Here is a 23,321-nt window from a genome sequence, read left to right as displayed (position 1 = left end):
AACCCGGTTCCGGGCCTGAGGTCGAGTCCGGGTCCGGGTCCGGGTCAGATTCTGGGCCTTGGCCCGAGTCCGGGTCCGGGTCCGGGTCTGGGTCCGGGGCCGAGTCCGGGGCCGGGTCCGGGGCCGGGTCCGAGTCCGGGCCTTGGTCCGAGTCCGGGTTCGAGGGCGGGTCCGGGCCTGAGGGCGGGGCCGGGTCTGAGGCCGAGTCTGGGTTTGAGGCCGGGGCCGGGGCTGAGGCCGGGGCCGGGGCTGAGGCCGGGGCCGGGGGCGAGCCCGTCTCCTTGTTGCTCACCCGCCTCCAGGCGCTCTACCGGGACGCGGAGGCGGCGGGCGAGACGTATCACGCCGCCCAGGAGCGGCTGGCCGCGCAGACCGCCGAGACGCGGCGGCTCGGCGGTGACCTCACCCGCACCCGCGACGCCCTCGCCCGCGCCCGCGCCGCGGCCGGGCGGCTGGCCCGCGCGCAGTACCAGGGCCGCACCGACCTGTCCCTGTCGCTGCGGCTGCTCTTCACCCGCGACCCGCGCCACGCCCTCGACCAGGGCCAGGTGTTCCGGCGTGCGGCGCGGGAGCAGGCGGCGGCCGTCGCGCGGTTGGAGGGCGGCGAGAAGCGGGCCGACGCGGTCGCGACCGCGGCCCGCCGGGCCCTCGACGCGCACCAGGCGCTGATCGCCGCGCGGCAGCGGGCCCACGACGAGGCGCAGGCCCGGCTGCGGGAGGTCGAGGAGGCCCTCGCGGGCCTGTCGGCCGGGCAACTCGCGGAGCTGGCCGCGCTGGAACGGGACCGCGCGGACGGGGCCCGGCAGAAGCTGACGGCCACCGGGACGCTGGACGAGGAGGGCGTACCGGCCGGGGAGGGCACGCCGTCCCAGGAGGGCGCCGACGCCGTGGCGTACGCGGCGGAGCAGCTCGGCAAGCCGTACGCCCCGGGCGCCCGGGGTCCGGAGTCCTTCGACGACTCCGGGCTCGCGTCGCGGGCGTGGGAGGCGGCGGGCCGGCCGGTGCCGCGCGGCAGCGCGGAGCAGTGGCGGACCCTGCCCCGCGTCCCGCTGCGGTCGCTGCGCCCCGGCGACCTGGTGGTGTACTTCCCGGACGCCACCCACGTCGCGCTGTACGTGGGCGGCGGCCGCGTCCTGCACGCGCCGCGTCCCGGCGCCCCCGTGTCGGTCTCACCGCTGGCGGCGCACCCGGTACTGGGCGCCGTACGGCCCGACGCGGACGCCCGGCCGCTGGCCTCCTACGCTCCGCCGCCGCTGCCCGGGGACGGCGCCGACGGGAACTGAACCGCCACCGGCCCCGGCCGGTGGGTGGGGTCGGGGCCGCGGTGGGTCACCTCCTCGGGGTCGGCGGCCTCGGGCACCGCGGAAGTGAACCCGCGATCGCCGCCGACCCCTGCGGGGGCGACCCACCACGCCCCCTCCCGGCCGGTGGTGGCGTGCGGGGTGGCGTCAGGCCGCGCCGACGGACGCCAGGTAGGCGGCGGTCGCCGCCGGGTCGTACAGGTACCCCTCGAAGTCCGACGGGTCGTCGAAGCCGTTGGCGAAGCGGTCGGCGACGGCCTGGTGCCGCTCGCCCGCGCCGATCAGGCCGAGCACGTGCTCCGGCGGGACGCCGAGCATGGCGTTCGTCCACTTCGTGACGTGCTGGGCGGTCTCCCAGTAACGGTCGAACGCGCCCTGCATCCACGCTTCGTCGAACGGGCGGTCACCGTGCTCCACGATGGACGCCAGGTAGCTCGCGGCGCACTTCGCCGCCGAGTTCGCGCCCTGGCCGGTGATGGGGTCGTTCGCGACGACGACGTCCGCGACGCCGAGGACGAGGCCGCCGCCGGGGAGGCGCCCGACGGGCTTGCGGACGGTCGGCGCGTAACGGCCGGCGAGGGTGCCGCCGGCGTCGGTCAGCTCCACCCGGGTGGCGCGGGCGTACTCCCAGGGCGTGTACCGCTCCATCAGCTCCAGCGTGAGCGCCAGGTGCTCGCCCGGGTCCTTGACCCCCTGGAAGACGTCGAGCGGCCCGCCCGGGATCCCCTCCCAGAACAGGATGTCCGCGCGGCCGCCGGTGGTGAGGGTCGGCATCACGAACAGCTCGCCGACACCGGGCACCAGGTTGCAGCGGACCGCGTCGAGCTCCGGGTGCTCGGGGCGGGGGCCGAGGCCGTGGACGTACGACACGGCCAGCGCGCGCTGCGGCTCGGCGAAGGCGGAGCGGGCGGCGTCGCGCTCGAACATCGACACCAGCTCGCCCTTGCCCGCGGCGACGAGGACGAGGTCGTAGGTGCGGGAGAAGTAGTCCAGGTCGGAGACGGCCGCGCCGTGGATGACGAGCCGGCCGCCGCGCTCGGCGAAGGCCTCCATCCAGCCCGCCATCTTCACGCGCTGGTCCACGGACTGGGCGAAGCCGTCGAGCCGGCCGACCCAGTCGACGGCGCGGGACCCGTCCGGGCCGGCGACCGAGACGCCGAGGCCCTCGATGCGGGGCGCCTGCGGCTCCCAGAAGGCCAGGTCGAGGTCCCGTTCGTGCTGGAGCGCCGTGGCGAACATGACCTGCGTCGACATGACGCGCCCGTGGCGGATCTCGTCGGCCGTGCGGTTGGACATCAGGGTGACGTCGTACCCCTGGGCCTGCAGTCCGAGGGCGAGCTGGAGCCCGGACTGGCCGGCTCCGACGATGAGTATCTGGCGCATCGAGAGGGGGCCTCTTCTTTCCTTGTGTAGCCGTGGTGCCGAGGGCGCGCCGCGGGACACCCCTAGGCGGGGGTCGTCTCCAGGGCGCGGGCGACGAGCGCGAGCAGCGACTCGACGACGGTGGACCGTTCCCGCGCGTCCATGATCACGATGGGTACGTCGGGCGGGACGGTGAGCGCGTCGCGCACGTCCTCCACCTCGAACCGCCGGGTGCCCTCGAAGTGGTTGACGGCGACCACGTACGGCAGGCGGCAGCTCTCGAAGTAGTCGAGCGCGGCGAAGCAGTCGGTGAGGCGCCGGGTGTCGGCCATGACGACGGCGCCGATCGCGCCGCGCACCAGGTCGTCCCACATGAACCAGAAGCGCTGCTGGCCGGGCGTGCCGAAGACGTAGAGGACCAGGTCCTCGTCGAGCGTGACGCGGCCGAAGTCCATCGCGACGGTGGTGGTGGCCTTGTCGGGCGTGGCCGACAGGTCGTCGGTGTCCGCGGCGGCCTGGGTCATCAGGGCCTCGGTGCGCAGCGGGGTGATCTCGGAGACGGAGCCGACGAAGGTGGTCTTGCCGACCCCGAAGCCGCCCGCGACGACGACCTTCGTCGCGATGGGGGCGCGGTCGTGGTCGAGCTGCCAGGGCGCCGGCGCCTCCTCCTCCGGCAGGTCACAGACGGCGGAGTCCATTGAGCACCCTTTCCAGCAGCGCGCGGTCGGGCTGCCCCGTGCCGTGCCCGGTTCCGTACACGCGCAGCCGTCCCTGGTCGGCGAGGTCGCTGACCAGCACCCGGACCACGCCGAGCGGTATGCGCAGCAGCGCGGATATCTCGGCGACCGTCCGCATCCGGCGGCACACCTGCACGATGGCCCGCATCTCGGGCATGAGCCGCCCGCCGGGCCTGGCCTGCCGGGCCTCCCTGGCGGGGGCCGCGCCGTCCGCGTCGGGGGCCTCCAGGGCGGCGACGAACGTCTCGACGAGCAGGACGTGCCCGAAACGGGTGCGGCCGCCCGTGAGCGAGTAGGGGCGTACGCGGGCGGGCCTGCGCCCCTCGCCGCGCATCGGCAGCCCCGCCGACAGGGCGGTCACCGGTCGCCCTCCAGCGACCGGCGCAGCTCGCTGCGGAGTTCGGGCGTGAGCACGTGTCCGGCCCGGCCCACGAAGAGTGCCATGTGGTACGCGACGACGCTCATGTCGCAGTCGGGCGCGGCGTGCACGCCGAGGAGGGAGCCGTCGCTGATCGCCATGACGAAGACGCTGCCCTGCTCCATGGCGACCATCGTCTGCTTGACGCCGCCGCCGTCCATGAGGCCGGCCGCCCCGGCGGTGAGGCTGCCGATGCCGGAGACGATCGTCGCGAGGTCGGCGCTGGACCCGCGCGGGCCGCGCGGCCGCTCACCGCCGTCCCCGCGTGCCGCCTCGGGGTCGGACGACAGCAGCAGCAGCCCGTCCGACGAGACGACGGCGACGGACCGCACGCCGGGTACCTCCTCCACGAGGTTGCCCAGGAGCCAGTGCAGGTTCTGCGCCCCGCTGCTCGGTCCTCGGGTCCCGGTGCCGGTGCCGGAGCCGGTCGTCGCACTCACTTGTGTGCCTCCTCGACTGTGTCCCCCGTTCCTGATCCCGCTTCTTCCGTACCCGCGATCTCGGCCTCCACGTCACGCCGGCCGTCGCGGGCGCCCTGCTGGAACCCGCCGAGCCTGCGGCGCAGTTCCTCGGCGTTCACCCCGCCGGTGCGCTCCACCGGTGGCGCCGTCGTCTCGACGATCCGCGGCGTCCGCTTCGGCAGGCCCTTGTCGGTGACCCGCCCGACCCGCTCCCACTTGGGCGCGGCGTCCTCGCCGCGCTCGTGGCCGTCCCCGCCGGGCTCCGGCAGCCGCACCTGGAGGGTGGTCTCGGCGGTCGGGGCGGACCCGGTGGCGTCGGTGGCCTCCGCGTCGTCGGTGGGTTCGCCGGCCGCCTCCGCGGGGGTCTCGGCGGTCGGGGCGGGCCCCGTGGCGTCGGTGGGTTCGTCGGCCGCCTCCGCGGTGGCCTCGGCCGGTACGTCCTCGTCGGTGTCCGCGGTCTCGTGACCGGTCCGCGCCTGCGGCGCGTCCTGCGCCACCGGGGCGTCGTCGGGGGTCCTGCGGTGCTGGGGCCCCGGGGAGCCGGCCTCCGCCACCGGGCCGGGCAGGCTCACGGTCGGCAGGCCCTCGGCGAGCGCCACCGCCGGCGGCACCGCCGTGGCGGGGGCGTCCGGCAGGAGGGCCTGCGGCAGCACGACCAGGGCCGTCACGCCGCCGTCCTCCTCGGTCCGCAGCTCGACGCGGGCCCCGTGCCGCGCCGCCAGCAGCGAGGCGACCCGCAGGCCGAGCCCCTCCCCCTCGGGCTCGCCCCCGGCCCGCGCCCCGCCGGCGGCCGCGGCGGACGCGTCCGCCGCGGCCTGCGCCAGGGCGGGGTCGGCGAGCCGTGCGTTGAGCTCGGCGAGCCGCGCCGGGGTGATCCCGATGCCCTTGTCGCGTACGGACAGCATCACGTCGCCGCTCTCCAGCAGCCAGCCGGAGAGCTGCACCCGGGCCTCCGGCGGCGAGAACGACGTGGCGTTCTCCAGCAGTTCCGCCAGGAGGTGGCTCACGTCGTCGGCGGCGAACCCGGCGACGTACGCGCGCGGGGGCAGGGACTGGATGGCGACCCGCTCGTACCGCTCGATCTCGCTGACGGCCGCCCGCAGCACGTCCACCAGCGGGACCGGCCCCTGGTGGGCGTGGCTGTGCTCGTGTCCGGCGAGGATCAGCAGGTTCTCGCTGTGCCGGCGCATGACCGTGGCCATGTGGTCGAGCTTGAAGAGGGTGGCGAGCCGCTCCGGCTCCTGCTCGCGCTCCTCCAGCTTCTCGATGACGGTGAGCTGACGCTCGACCAGGCCGAGGGTGCGCAGGGACAGGTTGACGAACGTGTGGTGGACGGTGTGCCGCAGCGTCCGCAGCTCGGCCGTGAGCCGGTCGGTCTCCACGCGCAGCTCGGCGTGGCGGGCGGACAGCTCGGCGGCCGCCGCCTCCCGCCCGCCGTCGCGTCCGGCGCGGGCCGCGAGGTCGAGGAGGTGACCGTGCAGGGTGTTGAGGGAGCGGACGACCTGGGCGAACTCGTCGTTGCGTCCGGTGAAGCGGATCGGCTCCTCCGCCTCCGGCGCGGCGGCGACCCGGGCGGCCCCGATGCGCAGCACGGCGAGCGGCCGGGTGAGCGTACGGGCGACGGCCGTCGAGACGCCGATCGCGACGAGCAGACAGCCGCCGAGCACGGCGACGCGCAGCTCCAGGGCGGTGACGTCGGCGTCCCGCAGCCCCTCCATGCGCTCGATCTGGCGGGTGGCGAGCGCCGACTCGACGCCGCGCATCTGCTCGATGCGGGCGGTGAGCGCGGCGGACAGCTGCTCGGGGTCGGTCCTGCGCTCGCCGCGGGTCAGCTCGCGGCCGTCGGCGAGCTTCGCGAGGTACTCCTCGGCCGCCTTGACCTCCGGGCCGGTGACGGTCGCTGCGAGCGACCGGCGGGCGGGCGCGTCGGCGTCGGCGTCGAAGTCGGCGAGGGCGACCTGCTCGCGGACGCGGGCGCGGTGGGCGGCGGAGGCCAGTTCGTCCCGGGCGCGGGCGGCGGCCGCGGCCTCGGGGTCCTCCTCGGTGACGTACCGGCCGCTGACCGGGTCGAAGACGGTGCGGTCGCCGCCGGCCGCGTCGGGCAGGGCGAGCGCGGCGAGGAGGAGGCCGCGGGTGGCGGACGCCTGCTCGACGGCGCGGCCCAGTTCGGCGGGGGCGCGGCCGGGGCCGTCGGTGGCGCGGGCGGGGGTGCGGTCGGCGACCTGACCGGCGAGGGCCCGCAGCCGGTCGATCACCTCGGTGTACGCGCGGTGGGCGGCGAGCGCGGTGCCGTCGCCGGTGACGGCCGTGCGGCGCAGGGACGGCACCTCGGCGAGGGCGCGGCGCAGGTCCTCGGGGGCGGCGGCGCGGATCTCCTCGATCTGGCGGTCCACGCGCGCGGTGGACGTGTTGGACAGGGCCGGCTTCGCGCGGCCCGCGCCCTCGCGCGGCCCGCCGGCGCCCGTACCGCCGGCCTCGCCGTCACCGCCGTCGTCCGTGCCGGCGGCGCGGCCCGCGGCGACGTACGCCGTGACCTCGTCGCGCTCGTCGGCGAGGGAGTGCGCGAGGGTGACCGCCTGGCGGTTCAGCTCGGCGAGGGTGACCAGGCCCTGGGATTCCGTCAGGTCGGCGGAGGTGGTGAGCAGGCCCGGGGTCCCGGCGCCGATGACGGTGACGCCGACGAGGGCGACACCGGCCACGAGCCGGCTGCGGACCCGTACGCGGCGGCCGCCCGGAACGTGGGGATCGCCGGGAGTGTCACTGCGCTTCTGCACCGGTGCTCACATTCTTGAACTCGTTCGCCCTTGAAGCAGAGGTGACGGCCGGTCACACATGGAGAGCGCTCCCACCCCTGGTACGGCTTCCGACCATTCCAGCCCTTTTGGGCAGCGAGCACCCCTCGGCCGCTCCGCCACCCGAACGAGTGAACAACACTCCGGAGTTGGCGAACAACTCGCGCACCGGCGACCGGCGGGTCGGGGGCGGGGGCCGGGTTGGACCTTCCGCGCGGGCTTTGGCAGTATGCGCGCCCGCACCTCGGCCGACGGGCCGCGCCCGGCCCGCACCGGGGCGGTCGGCGCCGCCCTGACCTGCTGGTACCGCTCCCCCACCGGGCCTTGTGCGCGGTGTGGAGGAGTCATGCAGACTGAGGCGCATGCACAGTGAGACCGCTTCGCTGCCCGGCCGGCCCGAACGCCCCAACGAGGACTGGGCGGCCACGGCGGTCCCGGCGTCCGGCCGGGGCGGTGCGGTGGTGCTCCTGGACGGGGTGACCCCGCCCTCCGGGGACGACGGTTGTGTGCACTCGGTGCACTGGTTCACCGCGCGCCTGGGTGGCGCGCTGACCGAACTGTCCGCTTCGCGGACCGACCTGACGCTGACGGAGGTCCTCGCGGAGGCAATCCGGCGCACCGCGGACGCCCACGAAGGTGAGTGTGACCTTTCTCACGTCCGTACGCCCCAGGCGACGGTGGTCCTGGCGCGCTGGGACGACCGGACGGTGGAGCACCTCGTCCTCTCCGACTCGGTCCTGCTGCTGGAGTCGCCGGAGGGCGGGGTCCGGGCCGTCCTGGACGACCGGCTGGACGCGGTCCCGCCGGAGGTGCTGCGCTCCCACGCGGCCACGGACCTGCTGCGCAACGCCGACGGCGGCTTCTTCACGGCCGCCGCCGACCCGGCGGTGGCCGCGCGGGCGGTGACGGGCGTGACGCCGCGGTCCGAGGTGCGCGCGCTGGCGGCGCTGACCGACGGAGCGGCGCGGTGGGTGGAGCTGTTCCGGGAGGGCGACTGGACGCAGTGCCTCGGCGTGCTCCGCAAGGAGGGCGCGCGGGGCCTGCTCGACCGGGTGCGGGCGCTGGAGGCGCGGGACGCGGAGGCGGGCGGGGTGCGGCGCTGGAAGCTCCACGACGACGCGACGGCGGTCTACGCGGAGCTCTGAGGGCCGCGCCGGGCTCCCGGCTCACCGCCCTCGGCCCGGGTGTTGAGCTGGTGGAGGAGGCGAGCGAGCTCGGCGACCTCGGCACGGTCCCAGTCGGCGAGCTTGCGCACGTACCGGGCCCTGCGGGCGTCGCGGACCCGGCGGAAGCGGTCCCGTCCCTCGTCGGTGAGGTGGACGAGCCAGGCGCGGCCGTCGGCCGGGTCGGGCTCCCGGGCGACGAGCCCCAGCTCCTCCAGCGCGCGCAGCTGGCGGCTCATCGTGGCCTTGCCGACGCCGAAGTACGCGGCCAGCTCGGTCGCGCGCCGGCCGCCCGCGTCATCGAGCCGGGCGAGCAGTCCGTACGCGGCCGGCTCCAGCTCGGGGTGGACCTCGCGGGCCATCTCACCGGAGGAGGCGCGGGCGCGGCGCAGGAAGACCGCCAGTTCGCGTTCGAGGGCGAGGAACTCCGGGTCGGCGGCGTCGTCCCCGGTGCGTTCCGGTCCGTTCCCCGTCGGGCCTGTGTGCATGTCCGCATCCCTCGCGCGCTGTCGTGCCGTGCCGTGCCGTGCGCGGGTTCGGTGCCCGCGGACGGCCAGTATTTCGCAGCGGCCGACCCGTCGGCGCAGGTCGGCGCGGCGACGGGGGGCGGGGCGGGGGGCGGCCGCGGAGCGGGCCGGGGCCGCGGGGACGGCGGCACGCTGCGGGGCCCGGGCTGGCGGTGACCGCGGACGGTGAGGCGCGCGGCGCTGCCGGGGCCCGGGCGGGGGCGGCGGACGGCGCGGGCCGCGCGGGGACGGCGACGGCTGCCGCGCGGACGGCGGCGGACTGCGGGGCCCGGCGGCGGGAACCGCGGACGGTGGGGCGCGCGGCGGTGTGGCCCGGGGTGGGCCGGGGGCGGGCTCGGCGGAAGGTGGCGCCCGGGAGCGTCACCGGCGGCCCCGGGCGTCCCGGGCGGGGTGGAGGGCGAGCGGCGAAGGGGTGGGGCCGGTTGCGGCGGAGCGGTTCCGGCGCGTCGAAGCACCGCTGCCCCGGTGCCACGTCGCGCCGGAACCCCACCGACCGGTGCCGTTCCACGGACGTACGGCCGCGGAAGCTCCCCCTCGAGTCCGCCGGGGTGGTCGTCCCCGCCGGAGCCCGGTCGACCCATCCTGCCCGGCGGCCCAGCGGACGCGTAACCTCCGGTCGGCCCCCTCCGACCGGCCGCGGACGGCGTACCGGCGGGGCCGGCCCGGTAGAGGTGGCCGCGTACCGGCGCGGCCCGGAGTTCCGCCCGGGCGCCTCAGAGGGGCAGGACGGCGCGGACCGTGAAGCCGCCCTCCGGGCAGGGGTGGGCCGACAGGCAGCCCCCCAGCAGCTCGGCCCGCTCCCGCAGCCCGGCCAGGCCGTACCCGCCACCCGGCAGCTCCGCACCGGCCTCCGCCGACCCGCCCGGTACCGCTTCCCGCGCCCCGCCCGGTACCGCCGCCCCTTCCTCCGCCCCGCCTGCCCGCGGTTCCCGCGCCCCGCCCGGTGCCGGAGACCGCGCCGGTGCGGCGGGGGCGGGGGTCGGCGGGGTGTTGCGTACCTCCACCGTCAGGGACCGTCCGTCCGGCGCGGGCGCCACCCGGACGGTGACGCGGGCGCCCGGGGCGTGCTTGCGGACGTTGTTGAGCGACTCCTGCACGATGCGGAAGGCCGCGCACTCCACCTCCGGCCGCACCCGGGCCGCCTCGGGGGCGGTCACGTCGGCGGTCACGTCCAGGAGGCTGTCGGCGGCCAGTTCGCGCAGGGTGTCAAGGCCCGTGCGGCCCACGGCGAGGGCCGCGCCGGCGTCGGAGGCGCGCAGTACGCCGACCATGTCGCGCAGCTCCTCCAGCGCCCGGACGCTGTGGCGGCGGATGCTCTCGGCGGTGTCGCGCTTCCAGGCGTCCCCGCCCGCCGCGCCCTCGGCGGCCCGCAGGGCGCCCGACTGGACGGCGATGATGCCGACGTGGTGGGCGACGGTGTCGTGCATCTCGCGGGCGAGGCGGGCGCGTTCGCGCACGACGGCCCGCTCCGACTCCAGCTCCCGCTCGCGCCGCTGCGTGGCCGTGAGGTCGGCCAGGCGGGCCCGCAGCTCGGCCCGGGTGGCGGCCAGCAGCCCCAGTGCGGTCGGCCCCACGCTCAGCAGCGCGGCCGCCTCGATCGAGGTGAGGACCTCCTGGCGGGTCATCGCGGCGAGTTCCCGCAGCGGCCAGGGGCAGGCCGCCGCGGCGAAGAGCAGAGCGCAGCCGACGGCGGTGCGGCGGCGCGACCGGTCGCAGGCGACGGTGAACATCGCGATCATCGGGGGCAGCCACAGGTGCCCGGTGAGGATCGACGGGAGGGTCGCGCAGAGCGTCGTCATCGGCAGCCGCCGGCGCAGCGGCAGGGCGAGCAGCGCGACCGCGCAGACGGCGAGGGGGACGGCGCTGAAGGCGTCGGCGACCGTGAGGAGCTCGGCCACGGCGGCGGCCACGAGGATCCGCTCTGCGGTCGAGCGGGTCGTCACCGCACGAGCCGCAGCTGGTGGGCGCGGACCGCCGCCTGCACCCGGTTGGTGACGCCGAGCTTGGCGAGGAGGGTGCTGACGTGGTCCTTCACCGTGGTCGTGCCGATGAACAGCCGCTGGGCGATCTCCGTGTTCGACAGCCCTTCGGCGAGGAGCGCGAGCACCTCGCGTTCCCGGGCCGTCAGTTCCAGCGCCAGGGCCCGGTCGTCGGCGGTGGGCTGCCGGTCCTCGAAGCCGTCGCCCTGCGCGCGCAGGTAGCCGTCGACCACCGTGCGGGCCACCTTCGGGGCGATGACGCTGCCGCCCGCCGCCAGCTCCTTGATGAGGTACTCCAACTGTTCGGGGGCCGTGTCCTTGAGGAGGAAACCGGCCGCGCCGCCGCGCAGCGCCGCCGACAGGTGCTCGTCGGCGTCGAACGTGGTCAGCATGGCGACGACCGGCGGCTCGGGCAGGGCCCGCAGGTCGGCGAGGACGCTCAGACCGTCCCGGTCGGGCATGCGCACGTCGAGCAGGACCACGTCCGGCCGGTGCCGGACGGCCTCGCCGAGCGCCTCCGAGCCCGTACAGGCGGCCACGGCGCGGGTGCCGTCGAAGCCGTCGACGATCCGCCGGAGTCCCTCTCTGATCAGGTCCTCGTCGTCGACGATCATCACGTGCACTGCTGAACGGTTCATACGGCCGGACCCCACTCAGGCGTTCTGGAGCGCCCTCAGCATAGGCGCTGCCCGCGCGGGCGAGGAGCCGTCGCGGCCCGCGGGGAAGCCCCCGGCACCTGGGGTGCCGGGGGCTTCGGGGGTGCCGCGTCGACCGGTGGGGACCCGTGGGCCGGGTGCCGGGATCAGCCGCAGCGGCCCGCCGGGCGGGCGCGGGTGACGAGGTCGGTCCAGCCGGTCGTGCCGTCCAGCCAGACCACCCGGGTGCCGGTGTCGGCCGCCGGGGAGAGCTGCATGCCGCGGTTGCAGGAGACCCGCTGGGTGCGCGAGCCGTCCGTGGTGAGCTGCCAGACCTTCGGCAGGGCGGCGTTGTCGAGCGTCTGCGAGCCGTCGCCGACGGGGGTGGCGCTGACGGTGACCGCCGAGTCCGAGACGGTGAGGTCCGAGGCGACGAGGGCGCCCGGCTTGTACTCGCTGCTGATGTCGTACGTGCCGGTGCCGTCGTGTCCGGTGCGGCGGATGGTCGACTGGCCGTCGTCGTCGAGGTTCTCGTCGTTGAGCCAGAAGACGTGGGTGGCGTTGACCCCGGTGCGGCCCAGGGACTGCGGTTCGCCGAGCTGCTCGGCGAGGACGGTCCGGCCCGTCCCCAGGTCGAGGATCTCGACGCCGAGCCGGTGGCCGCCGTCCGCCGGGTACAGCTTGGCGTAGGCGATCCGGCCGTGGCCGACGGAGGGCAGGCCGGTGAGGGTGTCGTCGCGGGCGCCGTCGACGTACGTGGGCCGCGGGTCGCCGGCCCGGAGGAAGCCGACGTGACGGCCGTCGCCGAGGACGTCGTACACGTCGAAGACGGTCACGCCGCGGTCGACGCGCAGGCTGAGGACGTCGCCCTGCGTGGACAGCAGCTTCTTCACCGGACCGCCCGCGAGGGGCCGGGACAGGACGTCGACGCCGTCGGGGCCGTACGCGGCCCACACCACCGTGCGGCCGTCGGTGGCCGGGTTCACGTGGTAGCGGCCGTCGTTGGGGCTCATGAGCCGGGGGGCGCCCTTGCCGTCGACGCGGCCGGCGTAGACGGAGTACGGCTCGGAACCGTCCTCGTCGGACCGGGCGGCCGTCCACCAGCCGCCGCCCGCCTGGACCTCGGTGCCGTCGGTGTTCACCTTGGTGAGCAGGGCTTCGGAGTCGACGCCGAGCGCGTTCTCCCAGCCGCGCACGATGCCGTGGGCGGTGAAGGACCGCTTGACGGTGTCGACCTGGCGGGTGGTGGCGCCGAGGTCCCGGGCGGCCGCGACGACCGCCTCACGCCCCTCGGTGAAGCCGTCGAGCGGGGTGAGGTACTCGGTGAGCGCCTTGTAGACGATCCGGTCGGCCGGCTCGGGGCCGAGGTCCTGGCGCATGTCCCACAGGGCGCCGGAGAAGATCGTGGAGTTGAGGTGGACGCCGCCGTTGTCGATGCCGAAGGTCACGCCGAGGAAGTTCTTCGCGGTGGTGGCGCCGTCGTCCAGGTCGCGCAGGGCGCAGTCGCGGGGCTTCGCCGTGCGGCACAGGTCCTCGCCGATGAGCCCGGCGTCGGGGTCGTCCATCGAGCGGCCGGAGCGGTCGACGTCGATGGCGTTGCCGAAGTAGTCGGCGACGGCCTCGTTGAGGGCGCCGGACTGGCCGGCGTAGACGAGGCCGGCGGTGTTCTCGACGACGCCGTGCGTCATCTCGTGGCCCACGACGTCGAGGTCGGCGGAGAGCGGGCGGAACTCGTCGTCACCCGAGCCGTACACCATCTTGGTGCCGTCCCAGAAGGCGTTGACGTAGGGCTCGCCGAACAGGGTCACGCCGACGAGGGAGTCGACGGCGGAGCCGCGCCCGTCGAGGCCGGACCGGCCGTGCCGCTCCTCGTAGTAGTCGTGGACCTGGCCCGCCGCCCAGTGCGCGTCGACCGCGCCGGAGTCGGTGGCGTCCTGCCCGAACGCGGCGGTGGGCGAGGAGAACGGCTTCAGGTCCTGCGGCCAGCCGCCGAGGACGTCCAGGACGTCCTTGTCGCGGGCGTCCCAGGTGGTGAGCGCGTTCTTGCTGCCCTCGGCCATGCGGGCCCGGTCGGTCATCAGGTAGGGCCCGTCGGCGGTCGGCCGGTCGACGTTCAGCGGCACCTTCGTGCCGTCGAGGCGCACGCCGCTGCCGGTGACGGCCTCGGCGGGGTCCGCCGCGGCGGCCGGGGCGCCGGCGGGGCCCGCCGTGCCTGCGGCGCCCGGCACGCCCCTCGCCCGCTGCCGGGTGTCCGCGGCGGCGGTCCGGGGGGCGGTGAGGGTCTTGATGCCGGTGTGCTGGAGGAGGGGGTAGCCGGCCCGCGCGTCCACGTAGACGTGCTGGAGGACCGGTTCTCCGGTCACCGGGTTCGTGCCGCGCACGGTCACGTGGTACGCGAGGACGCCCGTGCCGCGCGGGATGACGACGAGCCCCGCCGAGCTGCCCCTGAGCGCCGGGCCGCCGGTCGCGTCCCGGCGGGCGGGGTCGGCGCCGGACCGGGTGAGCCGGTCGCCGCCGAACCGGTCGAGCGTCGCGCCGACGGCGCGGCGGACGGCGGTCTCCGCGCTGACGGCCGGCGTGGTGTTCACCGTCAGGTCGGTGAAGTACCGGCCGGAGGTGCCGGTCACGGCACGGCGCCCGGCGCCGGTCTCCATGCGGACGACGTACTGGCCGCCGAGGACCGGGACGCCCCGGTGCTTCTGCTGGAGCCGTACCGTCTCGTCGGCGCCGCGCCGGAGGGTCTGCACGGGGGCGAGATCGCGCCGCGGCTCGGGGATCTTGTACCGGCTCTCCTTCGCGGCGAGGTGGCCGCGCGCCGCGTCGGCGGGGGAGGCGCCGGCGTCGGCCGGCTCGCGGATGCCGTCCACGAGGGACGGGGTGTCCGTCTCGGGGAGCGGGATGAGGTCGGCCCCCGGTGCGGTGGGCCGGGGGTCGCCCGGCACCGCCGTGGTGGCCTGCGGGCCCGCCGTCCGGGTGGTGCCGGCGGCGTGGGCGGCGGGGACCGCCGTGATCAGCAGCCCGGCGGCGAGGAGCGCCGCTCCCCCGCTCGCGGCAGCCCCCTTCCGTATGCCGGTTCTCGCTGAAGTCGTCCTGGATGCGCGCACAGTTCGTACCCCTCCTACGTGCTTGGTCAGAGCCGTTCGGGTGGTGTGGGGCCATGCAAGCGGCGCGCTTCACCGGTGGGCAATGAGCCAACTGTGCGGAGAAGTGGACATGCACACTTGTGTGTCCGGTGAGGGCCCGAAGAGAATCCGACCCATGATCAAGGGGGGATTGCCCCCACTTGGCCTGGGGGAGGCCGAGGAGCGGGCGTATGAGGCATTGCTGCTGGAACGGGCCGAACGTGTCGAGGAGTTGGCACACCTCCTCGACCTTCCGAGGGAGCGGGTGCACACCGCGCTGGACCGGCTGGTGGAACACGGGTTCGCCCGGCCGGCGGACCCCGCGCGGGAGGGCGGACTGCCGCACCCGGCGGCGCCGGCGACCGCGATCCGCACGCTGATCGACCGGCGGCAGGCGGAACTCCACCGCAGGTCGGCGGAGTTGGAGCGGCTCCGGTCGACCGCCGAGCGGCTCGCGGCGGAGCGGGCGGCCGCCGCGCAGTCGGGGGCCGGCGGCGTCGAGGCCGTGACCGGGCGGCGGGCGGTCGACGAGCGGGTCGGGCGGCTCCTCGCCGGGGCCGAGCGGGAGGTGCTGCTGATGGACCGGCCGCCGTACGCGGGCCTGGACGTCGGCGGGTTGCTCGCCCGGGGTGTCGAGGTGCGGGCGGTGCTGGACCGGGCGGGGCTCGCCGCGCCCGGACGGGCCCGTGCGGTGGCGGCGCTGGCGCGGCGGGGGCTGCGGGTGCGGGTGGCGGCGGGGGTGCCGACGCGGCTGGTGGCCGTGGACCGGCGGGTGACGCTGCTGCCGCCGGCGGACCCGGCCGACCCGCGGGCGTACGCCCTGGTCGTCGCCGACGCGCGCCTGCGGGAGGCACTGGTGCCGCTCTTCGAGGCGGTGTGGGAACGGGCGGTACCACTGGAGTGCGCGGGCGCGGGTACGGCGGGGGGCGGCTCGGGTGCCGGTGCCGGTTCGGCGGGGGCCGACGCGGCGGGGCCGGCGGGCGCGGGGGCGGTGGGCCGGACGTCCGCGGGGGCCTGGCGGGACGGCGGGGCCGGGGACCGGGCGGAGCAGCGGGAGCTGCTGCGGCTGCTCGCCGCGGGGCTGAAGGACGAGGCCATAGCGCGGCGGCTCGGCGTACACGTCCACACCGCGCGGCGCAGGATCAGCCGGCTGCTGGAGGCGCTGGACGCGCGCACGCGCTTCCAGGCGGGGGCGCGGGCCACGGCCCGGGGCTGGCTGGAGCCCTGACCCGGGACGGACGGGCGCTACCGCCGGCAAGGGCGCAGGATCCGCCGCCCCACCGGTACGGGCCGGACGCCCGCGCCCCCTACGAGCGCGCGGCGACGGCCGGCCGCGGCCCCCTACGAGGGCGCGGCCGGCCCGTACCGGCGGGGGCTTCAGGCCGCCGTCGCGACGGCGGTGGTCGCCGGCGCCAGGGCGATGTCGAGCACCTGCCGGACGTCCGTCACCGTGTGCACCTCCAGCGTGTCCAGGACCTCGGCGGGCACGTCGTCGAGGTCGGCCTCGTTCCGCTTGGGGATGACCACGGTCGTGATCCCGGCCCGGTGGGCGGCGAGCAGCTTCTGCTTGACCCCGCCGATCGGCAGTACCCGGCCGGTCAGCGACACCTCCCCGGTCATCGCCACGTCCGTGCGCACCAGCCGGCCGCTGAGCAGCGAGGCGAGCGCGGTGGTCATGGTGACGCCGGCGCTCGGCCCGTCCTTCGGTACGGCTCCGGCCGGGAAGTGGATGTGGACGCCCCGGTCCTTCAGCCCGGTCACCGGCAGTTCGAGTTCGGCGCCGTGGGAGCGGAGGAAGGAGAGCGCGATCCGGGCGGACTCCTGCATGACGTCGCCGAGCTGCCCGGTGAGGGTGAGTCCCGCCGCCCCGGTCTCCGGGTCGGCGAGCGACGCCTCCACGAAGAGGACGTCGCCGCCCGCGCCGGTGACGGCCAGGCCGGTGGCCACGCCCGGCACGGACGTGCGGCGCTCGGCCGGGTCCTGGGCGGACTCCGGTACGTGGTGGGGCCGCCCGATGAGCCCGCGCAGGTCGTCCGCGCCGATCGTGGTGGGCAGCTCGCGGTCGCCCAGCTCGGTCTGGGCGGCGACCTTGCGGAGCAGCCGGGCGAGGGAGCGCTCCAGGTTCCGCACGCCCGCCTCGCGGGTGTACTCGCCGGCCAGCCGGCGCAGCGCGCCCTCCTCGACCACGACCTCGTCGCGGGCGAGACCGGCCCGCTCCAGCTGCCGGGGCAGCAGGTGGTCGCGGGCGATGACGACCTTCTCGTCCTCGGTGTAGCCGTCGAGGCGGACCAGCTCCATCCGGTCCAGGAGGGCCTCGGGGATGGCCTCGAGCACGTTGGCGGTGGCGAGGAAGACGACGTCGCTGAGGTCGAGCTCGACTTCGAGGTAGTGGTCGCGGAAGGTGTGGTTCTGCGCGGGGTCCAGCACCTCCAGCAGGGCGGCCGCCGGGTCGCCGCGGAAGTCGGAGCCGAGCTTGTCGATCTCGTCGAGGAGGACGACGGGGTTCATGGACCCGGCCTCCTTGACGGCGCGGACGATCCGGCCGGGCAGGGCGCCGACGTAGGTGCGGCGGTGGCCGCGGATCTCCGCCTCGTCCCGGACGCCGCCGAGGGCGACGCGGACGAACTTCCGCCCCATCGCGTGGGCGACGGATTCGCCGAGGCTGGTCTTGCCGACGCCGGGCGGCCCGACGAGGGCGAGCACGGCCCCGCCGCGGCGGCCGCCGACGACGCCGAGCCCGCGGTCGGCGCGGCGCTTGCGCACGGCCAGGTACTCGGTGATGCGCTCCTTCACGTCGTCGAGCCCGGCGTGCTCGGCGTCGAGGACCTGCTTGGCGCCCCGGATGTCGTACCGGTCCTCGGTGCGCTCGTTCCACGGCAGTTCCAGGACGGTGTCGAGCCAGGTGCGGATCCAGGCGCCCTCGGGTGACTGGTCGCTGGCGCGCTCCAGCTTGTCGACCTCCTTGAGGGCGGCCTCGCGGACCTTCCCGGGCAGGTCGGCGGCCTCCACGCGGGCCCGGTAGTCGTCCGTCCCGCCCTCGTCGTCCTCGCCGTTGAGCTCGCGGAGCTCCTTGCGGACGGCCTCCATCTGGCGGCGGAGGAGGAACTCGCGCTGCTGCCGGTCGACGCCCTCCTGGACGTCCTTGGCGATGGACTCGGCGACGTCCTGCTCGGCGAGGTGCTCGCGCAGCTGCTCGGTGGCGAGCCGGAGCCGCGCGACGGGTTCGACGGTCTCCAGCAGGGCCACCTTCTGGGCGGTGGTGAGGAACGGCGAGTACCCCGCGTTGTCGGCGAGGGCGGCGACGCCGTCGATCTGCTGGACCCGGTCGACCACCTGCCAGGCCCCGCGCTTGCGCAGCCAGCTGGTGGCGAGGGCCTTGTACTCCTTGACCAGCTCGACCACGGCCCCCGGCAGCGGCTCCGGCACGGCCTCCTCCACGCGGCTGCCCTGCACCCACAGCGCCGCGCCCGGCCCGGTCGTGCCGGCGCCGATCCGCACGCGCGCCCGACCCCGGATGAGCGCCCCGGGATCCCCGTCGGAGAGCCGCCCGACCTGCTCGACGGTGCCGAGGACGCCGATGCCGGCGTACGTGCCGTCCACCCGTGGCACGAGCAGCACCCGGGGCTTGTCGCTCCCGTCCCGGGCGGCGGCCTGGGCGGCCTCCACGGCGGCGCGGACGTCGGTGTCGGACAGGTCCAGCGGTACGACCATGCCCGGCAGGACGACCTCGTCGTCGAGCGGCAGCACGGGCAGGGTGAGCGGTGCGGACGTCGAAGCCATGATCTCCCCTTCGGCAGTCAAGTTGAGCTGTACCGACTCAATGCACCTGAGCGCCGCGGTGTTCCCGGGGGCGCGTTCGCCCACAGCGATCACCCGTCCGACCAGCGGTGACCCGGGCGGCTCGGCCCGTCGTGCGTCCGCCTTCCAGGGGCGTTGTCAGTGGCCGCTCCTACGATCCGTCCATGAGCATGATCGGAGAGTACGTACGGCTGACGCCGGCGCAGTTCGAGCGCGCGCTCGGGGATCCCGAGTGGGCCCGGGACCTCGTTGACGAGCTGGTCGACGCGGAACTGGACGGGGAACCGGACGCGGCGTCCGCCCGCTGCCTGAGCACCGACAAGGCGTGGCACGCGCTGGACTTCCTGCTGTCGCGGCTCGACTTCCCGGTCGACGTCGTCTTCGGCGAGGAGCCGCTCCCGGAGGCCGGGGACTGGGGGTACGCGCCGCCGCGCTACCTCACCCCGGAGCGGGTCCGCGCGGCCGCCGAGGCGCTGGCGGACGTGCCCGCGGCCCGGCTGGTGGAGGGCGTCGGGCCGGAGGACCTGGCCCGGGCGGAGGTGTACCCCAGCGTGGTGTGGGAGCGCGGCGAGTCCCTCGACTACGTGACGCACCACTACGACGAGCTGGTCCCGTTCCTCACCTCCGCGGCCCGCGACGGTGACGCGGTGCTGCTCTGGCTGGACTGAGCGCGCGGACGGCCCCCGCCGGGCCGGCGGAGGCCGTCCGCGCTCCGCGGCGTCACGTCGTGGCGCGGTGCTCGCATCCCGAGGCCGGCACGGTGTCGCCCGGGTCGGCGCGCAGGTGGTCCTCGCCGCCGCCGCACGACCGGACGGTGTCGCCCGGCGCCCCGTCCCGCAGGACGATCCGGTCGCCCCCGCCGTGGGTGGTGACCTCGTCGCGGCCGGTACCGGCGTCGACGGAGGCGTCGACGGGCGCCGCGACGTGGACCCGGTCGTCGCCGTCCCGCACCCGGACGGCGACCCGGGTGACGCCGCCCACCGGGCCGCAGGTGACCAGGACGTCGCTGCGCCGCACGCAGCCGGGACCGGCGGTGACCCCGGCCTCGTCCTGCACGGCGACCTCGCCGAGGAGGACCCCGACGACGACGTCGTTCGCGACGCCGCCGCTCGCGGTGTACACGACGGCGGCGCCCTGCCGGACGGCGGTGCCGCCGGCGGCACCGGCCCCGGCAGCCGCGGGTGTCGCCAGGGCGAGGGGCAGGGCCAGGCCGAGGACGGCGGCGGACGCGGTCGCGCGCCGCAGCGCGGCGCCACCGGCGGAGGGTGTTCTCATCAGTGGTCTCTCCATTCGCGCACGGACGAGGCGCCTGTCCGGCCCCTCACCGCCCACGGAAACAGAGGGTGACGGCAACCGCACGATTTGTTCACCCCTGGTGATGCCGCGACGCCTCGTGTGTAATGGCCCCATGCAGAATGCAGTTATTACCTCGGCGTGGGTGCGCGGCTGGGCCGTCTCACGCGGCACGCCGCCGCCGGTCGAGGAGCCGTGGGGCTACCGCATCGACGTGGGCCTCAGCCGGCACGTCTTCCGCCACGTGCTCCCCGAGCCGGACGCGGCCACCGTGCGCAAGCTCTGCGAGACGGTCACCCAGCCGTACGCCTGGCTCAAGGTGCTCGCCGAGCCGGAGGACGTCGCCGGCTGGATACCCCCCGAGTGGACCGTCCCCGACGACCCGGGCTTCATGATGTACACCGCGCTGAGCCCCTCCCCCGAGGTCGCGCCGCCCGCCGGCTACACGCTGCACACCGAGTTCCACGAGGGCGTCCACCACGTCCGCGTCCTCGCCGGTGACGGCGGGCTCGCCGCCCACGGCCAGGTCGCCCCGACGGGCCCGACCGCGGTGTTCGACCAGATCGAGACGTTCGACGGCCACCAGCGGCGCGGCCTCGGCACCCTCGTCATGCGGAACCTCCAGACGGCGGCCGCCCGCGCCGGGGCCACGACCGGCGTCCTGAGCGCGACCGTCGACGGCCGCGGGCTGTACGCCTCGCTGGGCTGGCACCACCAAGGGCCGCTCACCGGCGTCGTACGCGACGGCTCCGCCCCCTGAGGGGTGCCGGTCACCCCGAGGCGGCGGCCCGGCCGGCGGCCCGCCGCGCCAGCGGCCACCCGGCGACGCCGATCAGCAGCGCCAGGACGTGGCCCCAGGCCGTCAGGGGGTCCTCGAAGGCGACCAGGTCCCGCAGCAGCATCGCCCCCACCCAGACGAGCACCGCGCCGCGCACCACCGGCCCGAGCAGCCCGGCCAGCGCGCCCACGCACGCGAGCAGCCCGAAGCTGATCCCGTAGTCCAGGCGGTGCAGGGACGTCTCCGGCAGGTGCCCCGCGACCACGGACACCGCCACCGGGACCTGCGTCACCAGCGTCGCCCCGACGTGGCCCACGGCGAACACGCCCGCCGTCCGCCACGCCCCGATCCGCCGCTCCAGCGCCGTGAGGACCAGGACGAAGCCGAGGGCGTACGGGGAGGACAGACCGCCCGCCACCCACAGCGCGCTCGCGAGGAGCGCCGCCGACGGCGTGCGGGACAGGTGGGCGACGTCGGTGCTGGAGGCGTGCAGCAGCGCGGCGACGGTCCGCGGGTCGCCGAACTCGGCGTAGAGGGAGGTCGCGAGGAGCACGAGGGCGTACCCGAAGGTGAACGGCGTGCCGGCCGGCGTCGGCAGCAGCCGGGCCGCGCGCCGCAGGATCCCGTGCCACGACCGCACCACCGGCGCGGTCGGCCCGGGGGGCGCTGGGGCGGCCAGCGGCGCGGTGAGCCCGGTCCGCGCGCCCACCCCCCGCGGCACGGCGGCGGCCGGTGGGGCGACCGGCCCGGTGGACGCGTCGGCCTCGGGCGGGGCGCCGGCGGCCTCGGGCACGACGGCGAGTGTCGGCACGGCGGCCACCGGCCGCAGGACAGCAGCCCTCGGCAGGACGGCGGCCGCCGACACGGCGGCCACCGTCGGTACCGCGCCCCCCGGCGTGACCGTGGCGGGCCGCAGGGCGGCGACCGGCGGCGCGACCGCTCCGGGCGGCGCGGTGGGGCGTGGCCCCGCCGGCGTCCGCTCGTCGTCGACGGCGCGTGGGGCGGGTACGCGGCACGACGGCCGCTCCGCGGCGTCCGCTCCGCCCGGCGTACCGCGGGTCTCCGCTTCGAGGCGCACGGCGAGGCCCCCTCCTTCTCGGCCCCCCGGCATCCGTCAACCCCTCGGCCCACCAGCCCCCTTACCCCACGCGACCGGTCACATCCCCGTCCATGACGCAGGTCACACGGGGTCAGGACGGCCCGGCCGCCCCCGCTTAAAGTTGAGGCATGCCAGTGACGCTCGACCGACGTGAAGGACCGTACGGCGAAGTCGTGCTGCGGCGGCGCGACGAGCACTTCGAGATCATCGCCAACGGCACCTTCCTCATGGACACCTCCGACGGCCGCTCCGAGCGGCTGCTCGTCGACGCCGCCCTCCGGGCCCTGGGCGGGACGCCGGGCGCCCGGCCCCCCGGCGACGACCGGACGCCGGTCGACCGGACGGCCGGCGGCGGCCTCGCACCCGGCCGCGCCGGAGCCCGGCCCTCCGTCCTCATCGGGGGCCTCGGCGTCGGCTTCTCGCTCGCCCACGCCGCCGCCGACCCCGCCTGGGGCCGCATCGCCGTCGTGGAGCGGGAGCAGGCCATCATCGACTGGCATCGCGAGGGCCCGCTCGCCGCCCTGTCCGCCGCGGCGCTCTCCGACCCCCGGACCGTCCTGCTCCACACGGACCTCGTCGCGTACGTCCGCGACCCGGACGTCACCGACACCTACGACGCGCTCTGCCTCGACATCGACAACGGCCCGGACTGGACGGTCACGGAGGGCAACGACGGCCTGTACTCCCCGTCGGGTCTCGCCGCCTGTGCGCGCCGGCTCAACCCCGGCGGCGTCCTGGCCGTCTGGTCCGCCCGGCCGTCCGCCGATTTCGAAACGTCCTTGCGGAATGCCGGATTCAGCGGGGTAAGGACCGAAGAGGTCCCGGTTGCCCGGGGCGTACCGGACGTCGTCCACCTCGGGGTTCGCCCCGCGTAGCCTCGACGCGGTCGCTGCCTTTATGTTGTTGCCGGAACGCACGGATCTACAGCTCGCGCAGGACGCGACGGGGGCGGGGCATGGAGCACGCACACACCAGCCACACCGGCAGCGCGGTCACGCCGGGTACGCAGCGCCGGGTCCTGGTCGTCGAGGACGACACGACCATCGTGGAGGCCATCTCCGCCCGGCTGCGGGCGGAGGGGTTCCTGGTCCAGACCGCGTCGGACGGGCCGGCGGCGGTCGACGCCGCCGAGGCGTGGCAGCCGGACCTCATGGTCCTGGACGTCATGCTGCCCGGCTTCGACGGTCTGGAGGTCTGCCGCCGGGTCCAGGCCCAGCGGCCCGTACCGGTCCTGATGCTCACCGCGCGGGACGACGAGACGGACATGCTGGTCGGCCTCGGCGTCGGCGCCGACGACTACATGACCAAGCCGTTCTCGATGCGGGAGCTGGTGGCCCGCGTGCACGTGCTGCTGCGGCGCGTCGAGCGGGCCGCCCTGGCCGCGGTCACCCCGCGCAGCGGCATCCTGCGCCTCGGCGAGCTGGAGATCGACCACGCCCAGCGCCGCGTACGCGTCAGGAACGACGACGTGCACCTGACGCCGACCGAGTTCGACCTGCTGGTCTGCCTGGCCAACACGCCGCGTGCCGTCCTCTCCCGCGAGCAGCTGCTCGCGGAGGTGTGGGACTGGGCCGACGCCTCGGGCACCCGCACTGTGGACAGCCACATCAAGGCCCTGCGCCGGAAGATCGGCGCCGAGCGGATCCGCACGGTGCACGGGGTGGGATACGCCCTGGAGACCCCGGCGCCGTGAGGCTACGCCGCCCGGGGGCGCGCGCGGACCGGACCCGGGGCCAGGCACCCGGCCGCACGACGGACCCGGCACCGGACCGCACCGCCGACCGGTCGCCGGACCCGGCACCGGACCGGACCCGGGAGCCGGGACCGGAGCGCGCGACCGACCGGCCGTCGGGCCG

19 protein-coding genes are annotated in these 23,321 nt (G+C 76.3%); 7 read left to right on the top strand and 12 right to left on the bottom strand.

Translation table 11 applies throughout. The features are described 5' to 3' along the window. The first annotated feature begins 281 nt into the window (after positions 1–281). Positions 282–1,283 carry a C40 family peptidase gene (locus NRO40_RS20360; protein WP_257375462.1) on the top strand — a complete coding sequence of 334 codons (1,002 nt, stop codon included), beginning with the start codon at positions 282–284 and terminating at the stop codon, positions 1,281–1,283. Positions 1,284–1,448: 165 nt separating this feature from the next. Here the strand turns inward: NRO40_RS20360 and NRO40_RS20355 are convergent, their stop codons facing one another. The 5 genes from NRO40_RS20355 to NRO40_RS20335 all read right to left on the bottom strand — a co-directional run bounded on the left by NRO40_RS20355 (position 1,449) and on the right by NRO40_RS20335 (position 7,053). Then, positions 1,449–2,684 (bottom strand): styrene monooxygenase/indole monooxygenase family protein, encoded by a 1,236-nt coding sequence (locus NRO40_RS20355; RefSeq protein WP_058943396.1) that lies wholly within the window; start codon positions 2,682–2,684, stop codon positions 1,449–1,451. Between the two features lie 62 nt (positions 2,685–2,746). Next, on the bottom strand, positions 2,747–3,361 hold the full coding sequence (locus NRO40_RS20350; protein ID WP_058943397.1) for a GTP-binding protein: 615 nt from the start codon (positions 3,359–3,361) through the stop codon (positions 2,747–2,749). Further along, a complete protein-coding gene (locus NRO40_RS20345) occupies positions 3,342–3,734 on the bottom strand; it encodes a DUF742 domain-containing protein (protein WP_107115150.1) in 393 nt (130 codons plus the stop codon). Before NRO40_RS20345 ends, NRO40_RS20350 begins: the two co-directional genes overlap by 20 nt. A gap of 23 nt (positions 3,735–3,757) precedes the next feature. Beyond that, positions 3,758–4,258 carry a roadblock/LC7 domain-containing protein gene (locus NRO40_RS20340; protein WP_058943399.1) on the bottom strand — a complete coding sequence of 167 codons (501 nt, stop codon included), beginning with the start codon at positions 4,256–4,258 and terminating at the stop codon, positions 3,758–3,760. After that, complete coding sequence (locus tag NRO40_RS20335) at positions 4,255–7,053, bottom strand: sensor histidine kinase (protein ID WP_232791155.1); 2,799 nt, start codon at positions 7,051–7,053, stop codon at positions 4,255–4,257. The genes NRO40_RS20340 and NRO40_RS20335 overlap by 4 nt, the downstream gene beginning before the upstream one ends. 380 nt (positions 7,054–7,433) lie before the next feature. Here NRO40_RS20335 and NRO40_RS20330 point away from each other — a divergent pair, with 380 nt between their 5' ends. Next, a complete protein-coding gene (locus NRO40_RS20330) occupies positions 7,434–8,216 on the top strand; it encodes a protein phosphatase 2C domain-containing protein (RefSeq protein WP_058943400.1) in 783 nt (260 codons plus the stop codon). On the opposite strand, the gene NRO40_RS20325 is transcribed toward NRO40_RS20330, so the two are convergent. The 4 genes from NRO40_RS20325 to NRO40_RS20310 form a co-directional block, all read right to left on the bottom strand. Further along, a complete protein-coding gene (locus tag NRO40_RS20325; protein WP_058943401.1) occupies positions 8,201–8,722 on the bottom strand; it encodes a MarR family winged helix-turn-helix transcriptional regulator in 522 nt (173 codons plus the stop codon). The genes NRO40_RS20330 and NRO40_RS20325 overlap by 16 nt on opposite strands. A 752-nt stretch (positions 8,723–9,474) precedes the next feature. Further along, positions 9,475–10,704 carry a sensor histidine kinase gene (locus NRO40_RS20320; protein ID WP_079047251.1) on the bottom strand — a complete coding sequence of 410 codons (1,230 nt, stop codon included), beginning with the start codon at positions 10,702–10,704 and terminating at the stop codon, positions 9,475–9,477. After that, positions 10,701–11,378: a response regulator gene (locus tag NRO40_RS20315; RefSeq protein ID WP_232791157.1), complete on the bottom strand. Its 678-nt coding sequence runs from the start codon at positions 11,376–11,378 to the stop codon at positions 10,701–10,703. Before NRO40_RS20315 ends, NRO40_RS20320 begins: the two co-directional genes overlap by 4 nt. Before the next feature lie 164 nt (positions 11,379–11,542). Then, a complete protein-coding gene (locus NRO40_RS20310; protein ID WP_058943437.1) occupies positions 11,543–14,479 on the bottom strand; it encodes a M4 family metallopeptidase in 2,937 nt (978 codons plus the stop codon). 154 nt (positions 14,480–14,633) lie between these two features. Here NRO40_RS20310 and NRO40_RS20305 point away from each other — a divergent pair, with 154 nt between their 5' ends. After that, entirely contained in the window at positions 14,634–15,725 is a 1,092-nt protein-coding gene (locus NRO40_RS20305; protein WP_058943436.1) for a helix-turn-helix transcriptional regulator, read from the top strand. A gap of 149 nt (positions 15,726–15,874) precedes the next feature. On the opposite strand, the gene lon is transcribed toward NRO40_RS20305, so the two are convergent. Beyond that, positions 15,875–18,277: an endopeptidase La gene (gene lon, locus NRO40_RS20300; protein WP_058943435.1), complete on the bottom strand. Its 2,403-nt coding sequence runs from the start codon at positions 18,275–18,277 to the stop codon at positions 15,875–15,877. A 182-nt stretch (positions 18,278–18,459) separates the two neighbouring features. Here lon and NRO40_RS20295 point away from each other — a divergent pair, with 182 nt between their 5' ends. Continuing rightward, positions 18,460–18,963 (top strand): YfbM family protein, encoded by a 504-nt coding sequence (locus tag NRO40_RS20295; protein WP_058943434.1) that lies wholly within the window; start codon positions 18,460–18,462, stop codon positions 18,961–18,963. Positions 18,964–19,015: 52 nt separating this feature from the next. Here the strand turns inward: NRO40_RS20295 and NRO40_RS20290 are convergent, their stop codons facing one another. Then, the gene (locus NRO40_RS20290; RefSeq protein ID WP_058943433.1) at positions 19,016–19,570 is read right to left on the bottom strand and encodes a hypothetical protein; all 555 of its coding nucleotides are present in this window, start codon (positions 19,568–19,570) and stop codon (positions 19,016–19,018) included. A 133-nt stretch (positions 19,571–19,703) separates the two neighbouring features. Here NRO40_RS20290 and NRO40_RS20285 point away from each other — a divergent pair, with 133 nt between their 5' ends. After that, a complete protein-coding gene (locus tag NRO40_RS20285) occupies positions 19,704–20,348 on the top strand; it encodes a GNAT family N-acetyltransferase (RefSeq protein ID WP_058943432.1) in 645 nt (214 codons plus the stop codon). A gap of 10 nt (positions 20,349–20,358) precedes the next feature. Here NRO40_RS20285 and NRO40_RS30825 read toward each other — a convergent pair whose 3' ends face one another. Further along, positions 20,359–21,444, bottom strand: coding sequence for a rhomboid-like protein (locus NRO40_RS30825; RefSeq protein ID WP_058943431.1), 1,086 nt, complete (start codon positions 21,442–21,444; stop codon positions 20,359–20,361). A gap of 149 nt (positions 21,445–21,593) precedes the next feature. On the opposite strand from NRO40_RS30825, the gene NRO40_RS20275 reads away from it, so the two are divergent. Both NRO40_RS20275 and NRO40_RS20270 read left to right on the top strand, forming a co-directional pair. Beyond that, on the top strand, positions 21,594–22,340 hold the full coding sequence (locus NRO40_RS20275) for a spermidine synthase family protein (protein WP_058943430.1): 747 nt from the start codon (positions 21,594–21,596) through the stop codon (positions 22,338–22,340). 80 nt (positions 22,341–22,420) lie between these two features. Then, on the top strand, positions 22,421–23,158 hold the full coding sequence (locus NRO40_RS20270; protein WP_058943429.1) for a response regulator transcription factor: 738 nt from the start codon (positions 22,421–22,423) through the stop codon (positions 23,156–23,158). Positions 23,159–23,321: the final 163 nt, after the last annotated feature.

This window comes from Streptomyces changanensis (assembly GCF_024600715.1).
Taxonomy (GTDB): domain Bacteria; phylum Actinomycetota; class Actinomycetes; order Streptomycetales; family Streptomycetaceae; genus Streptomyces; species Streptomyces changanensis.
Note: the sequence above shows the minus strand (reverse complement) of the source record. Positions and strands in the feature narration are given on the sequence as shown.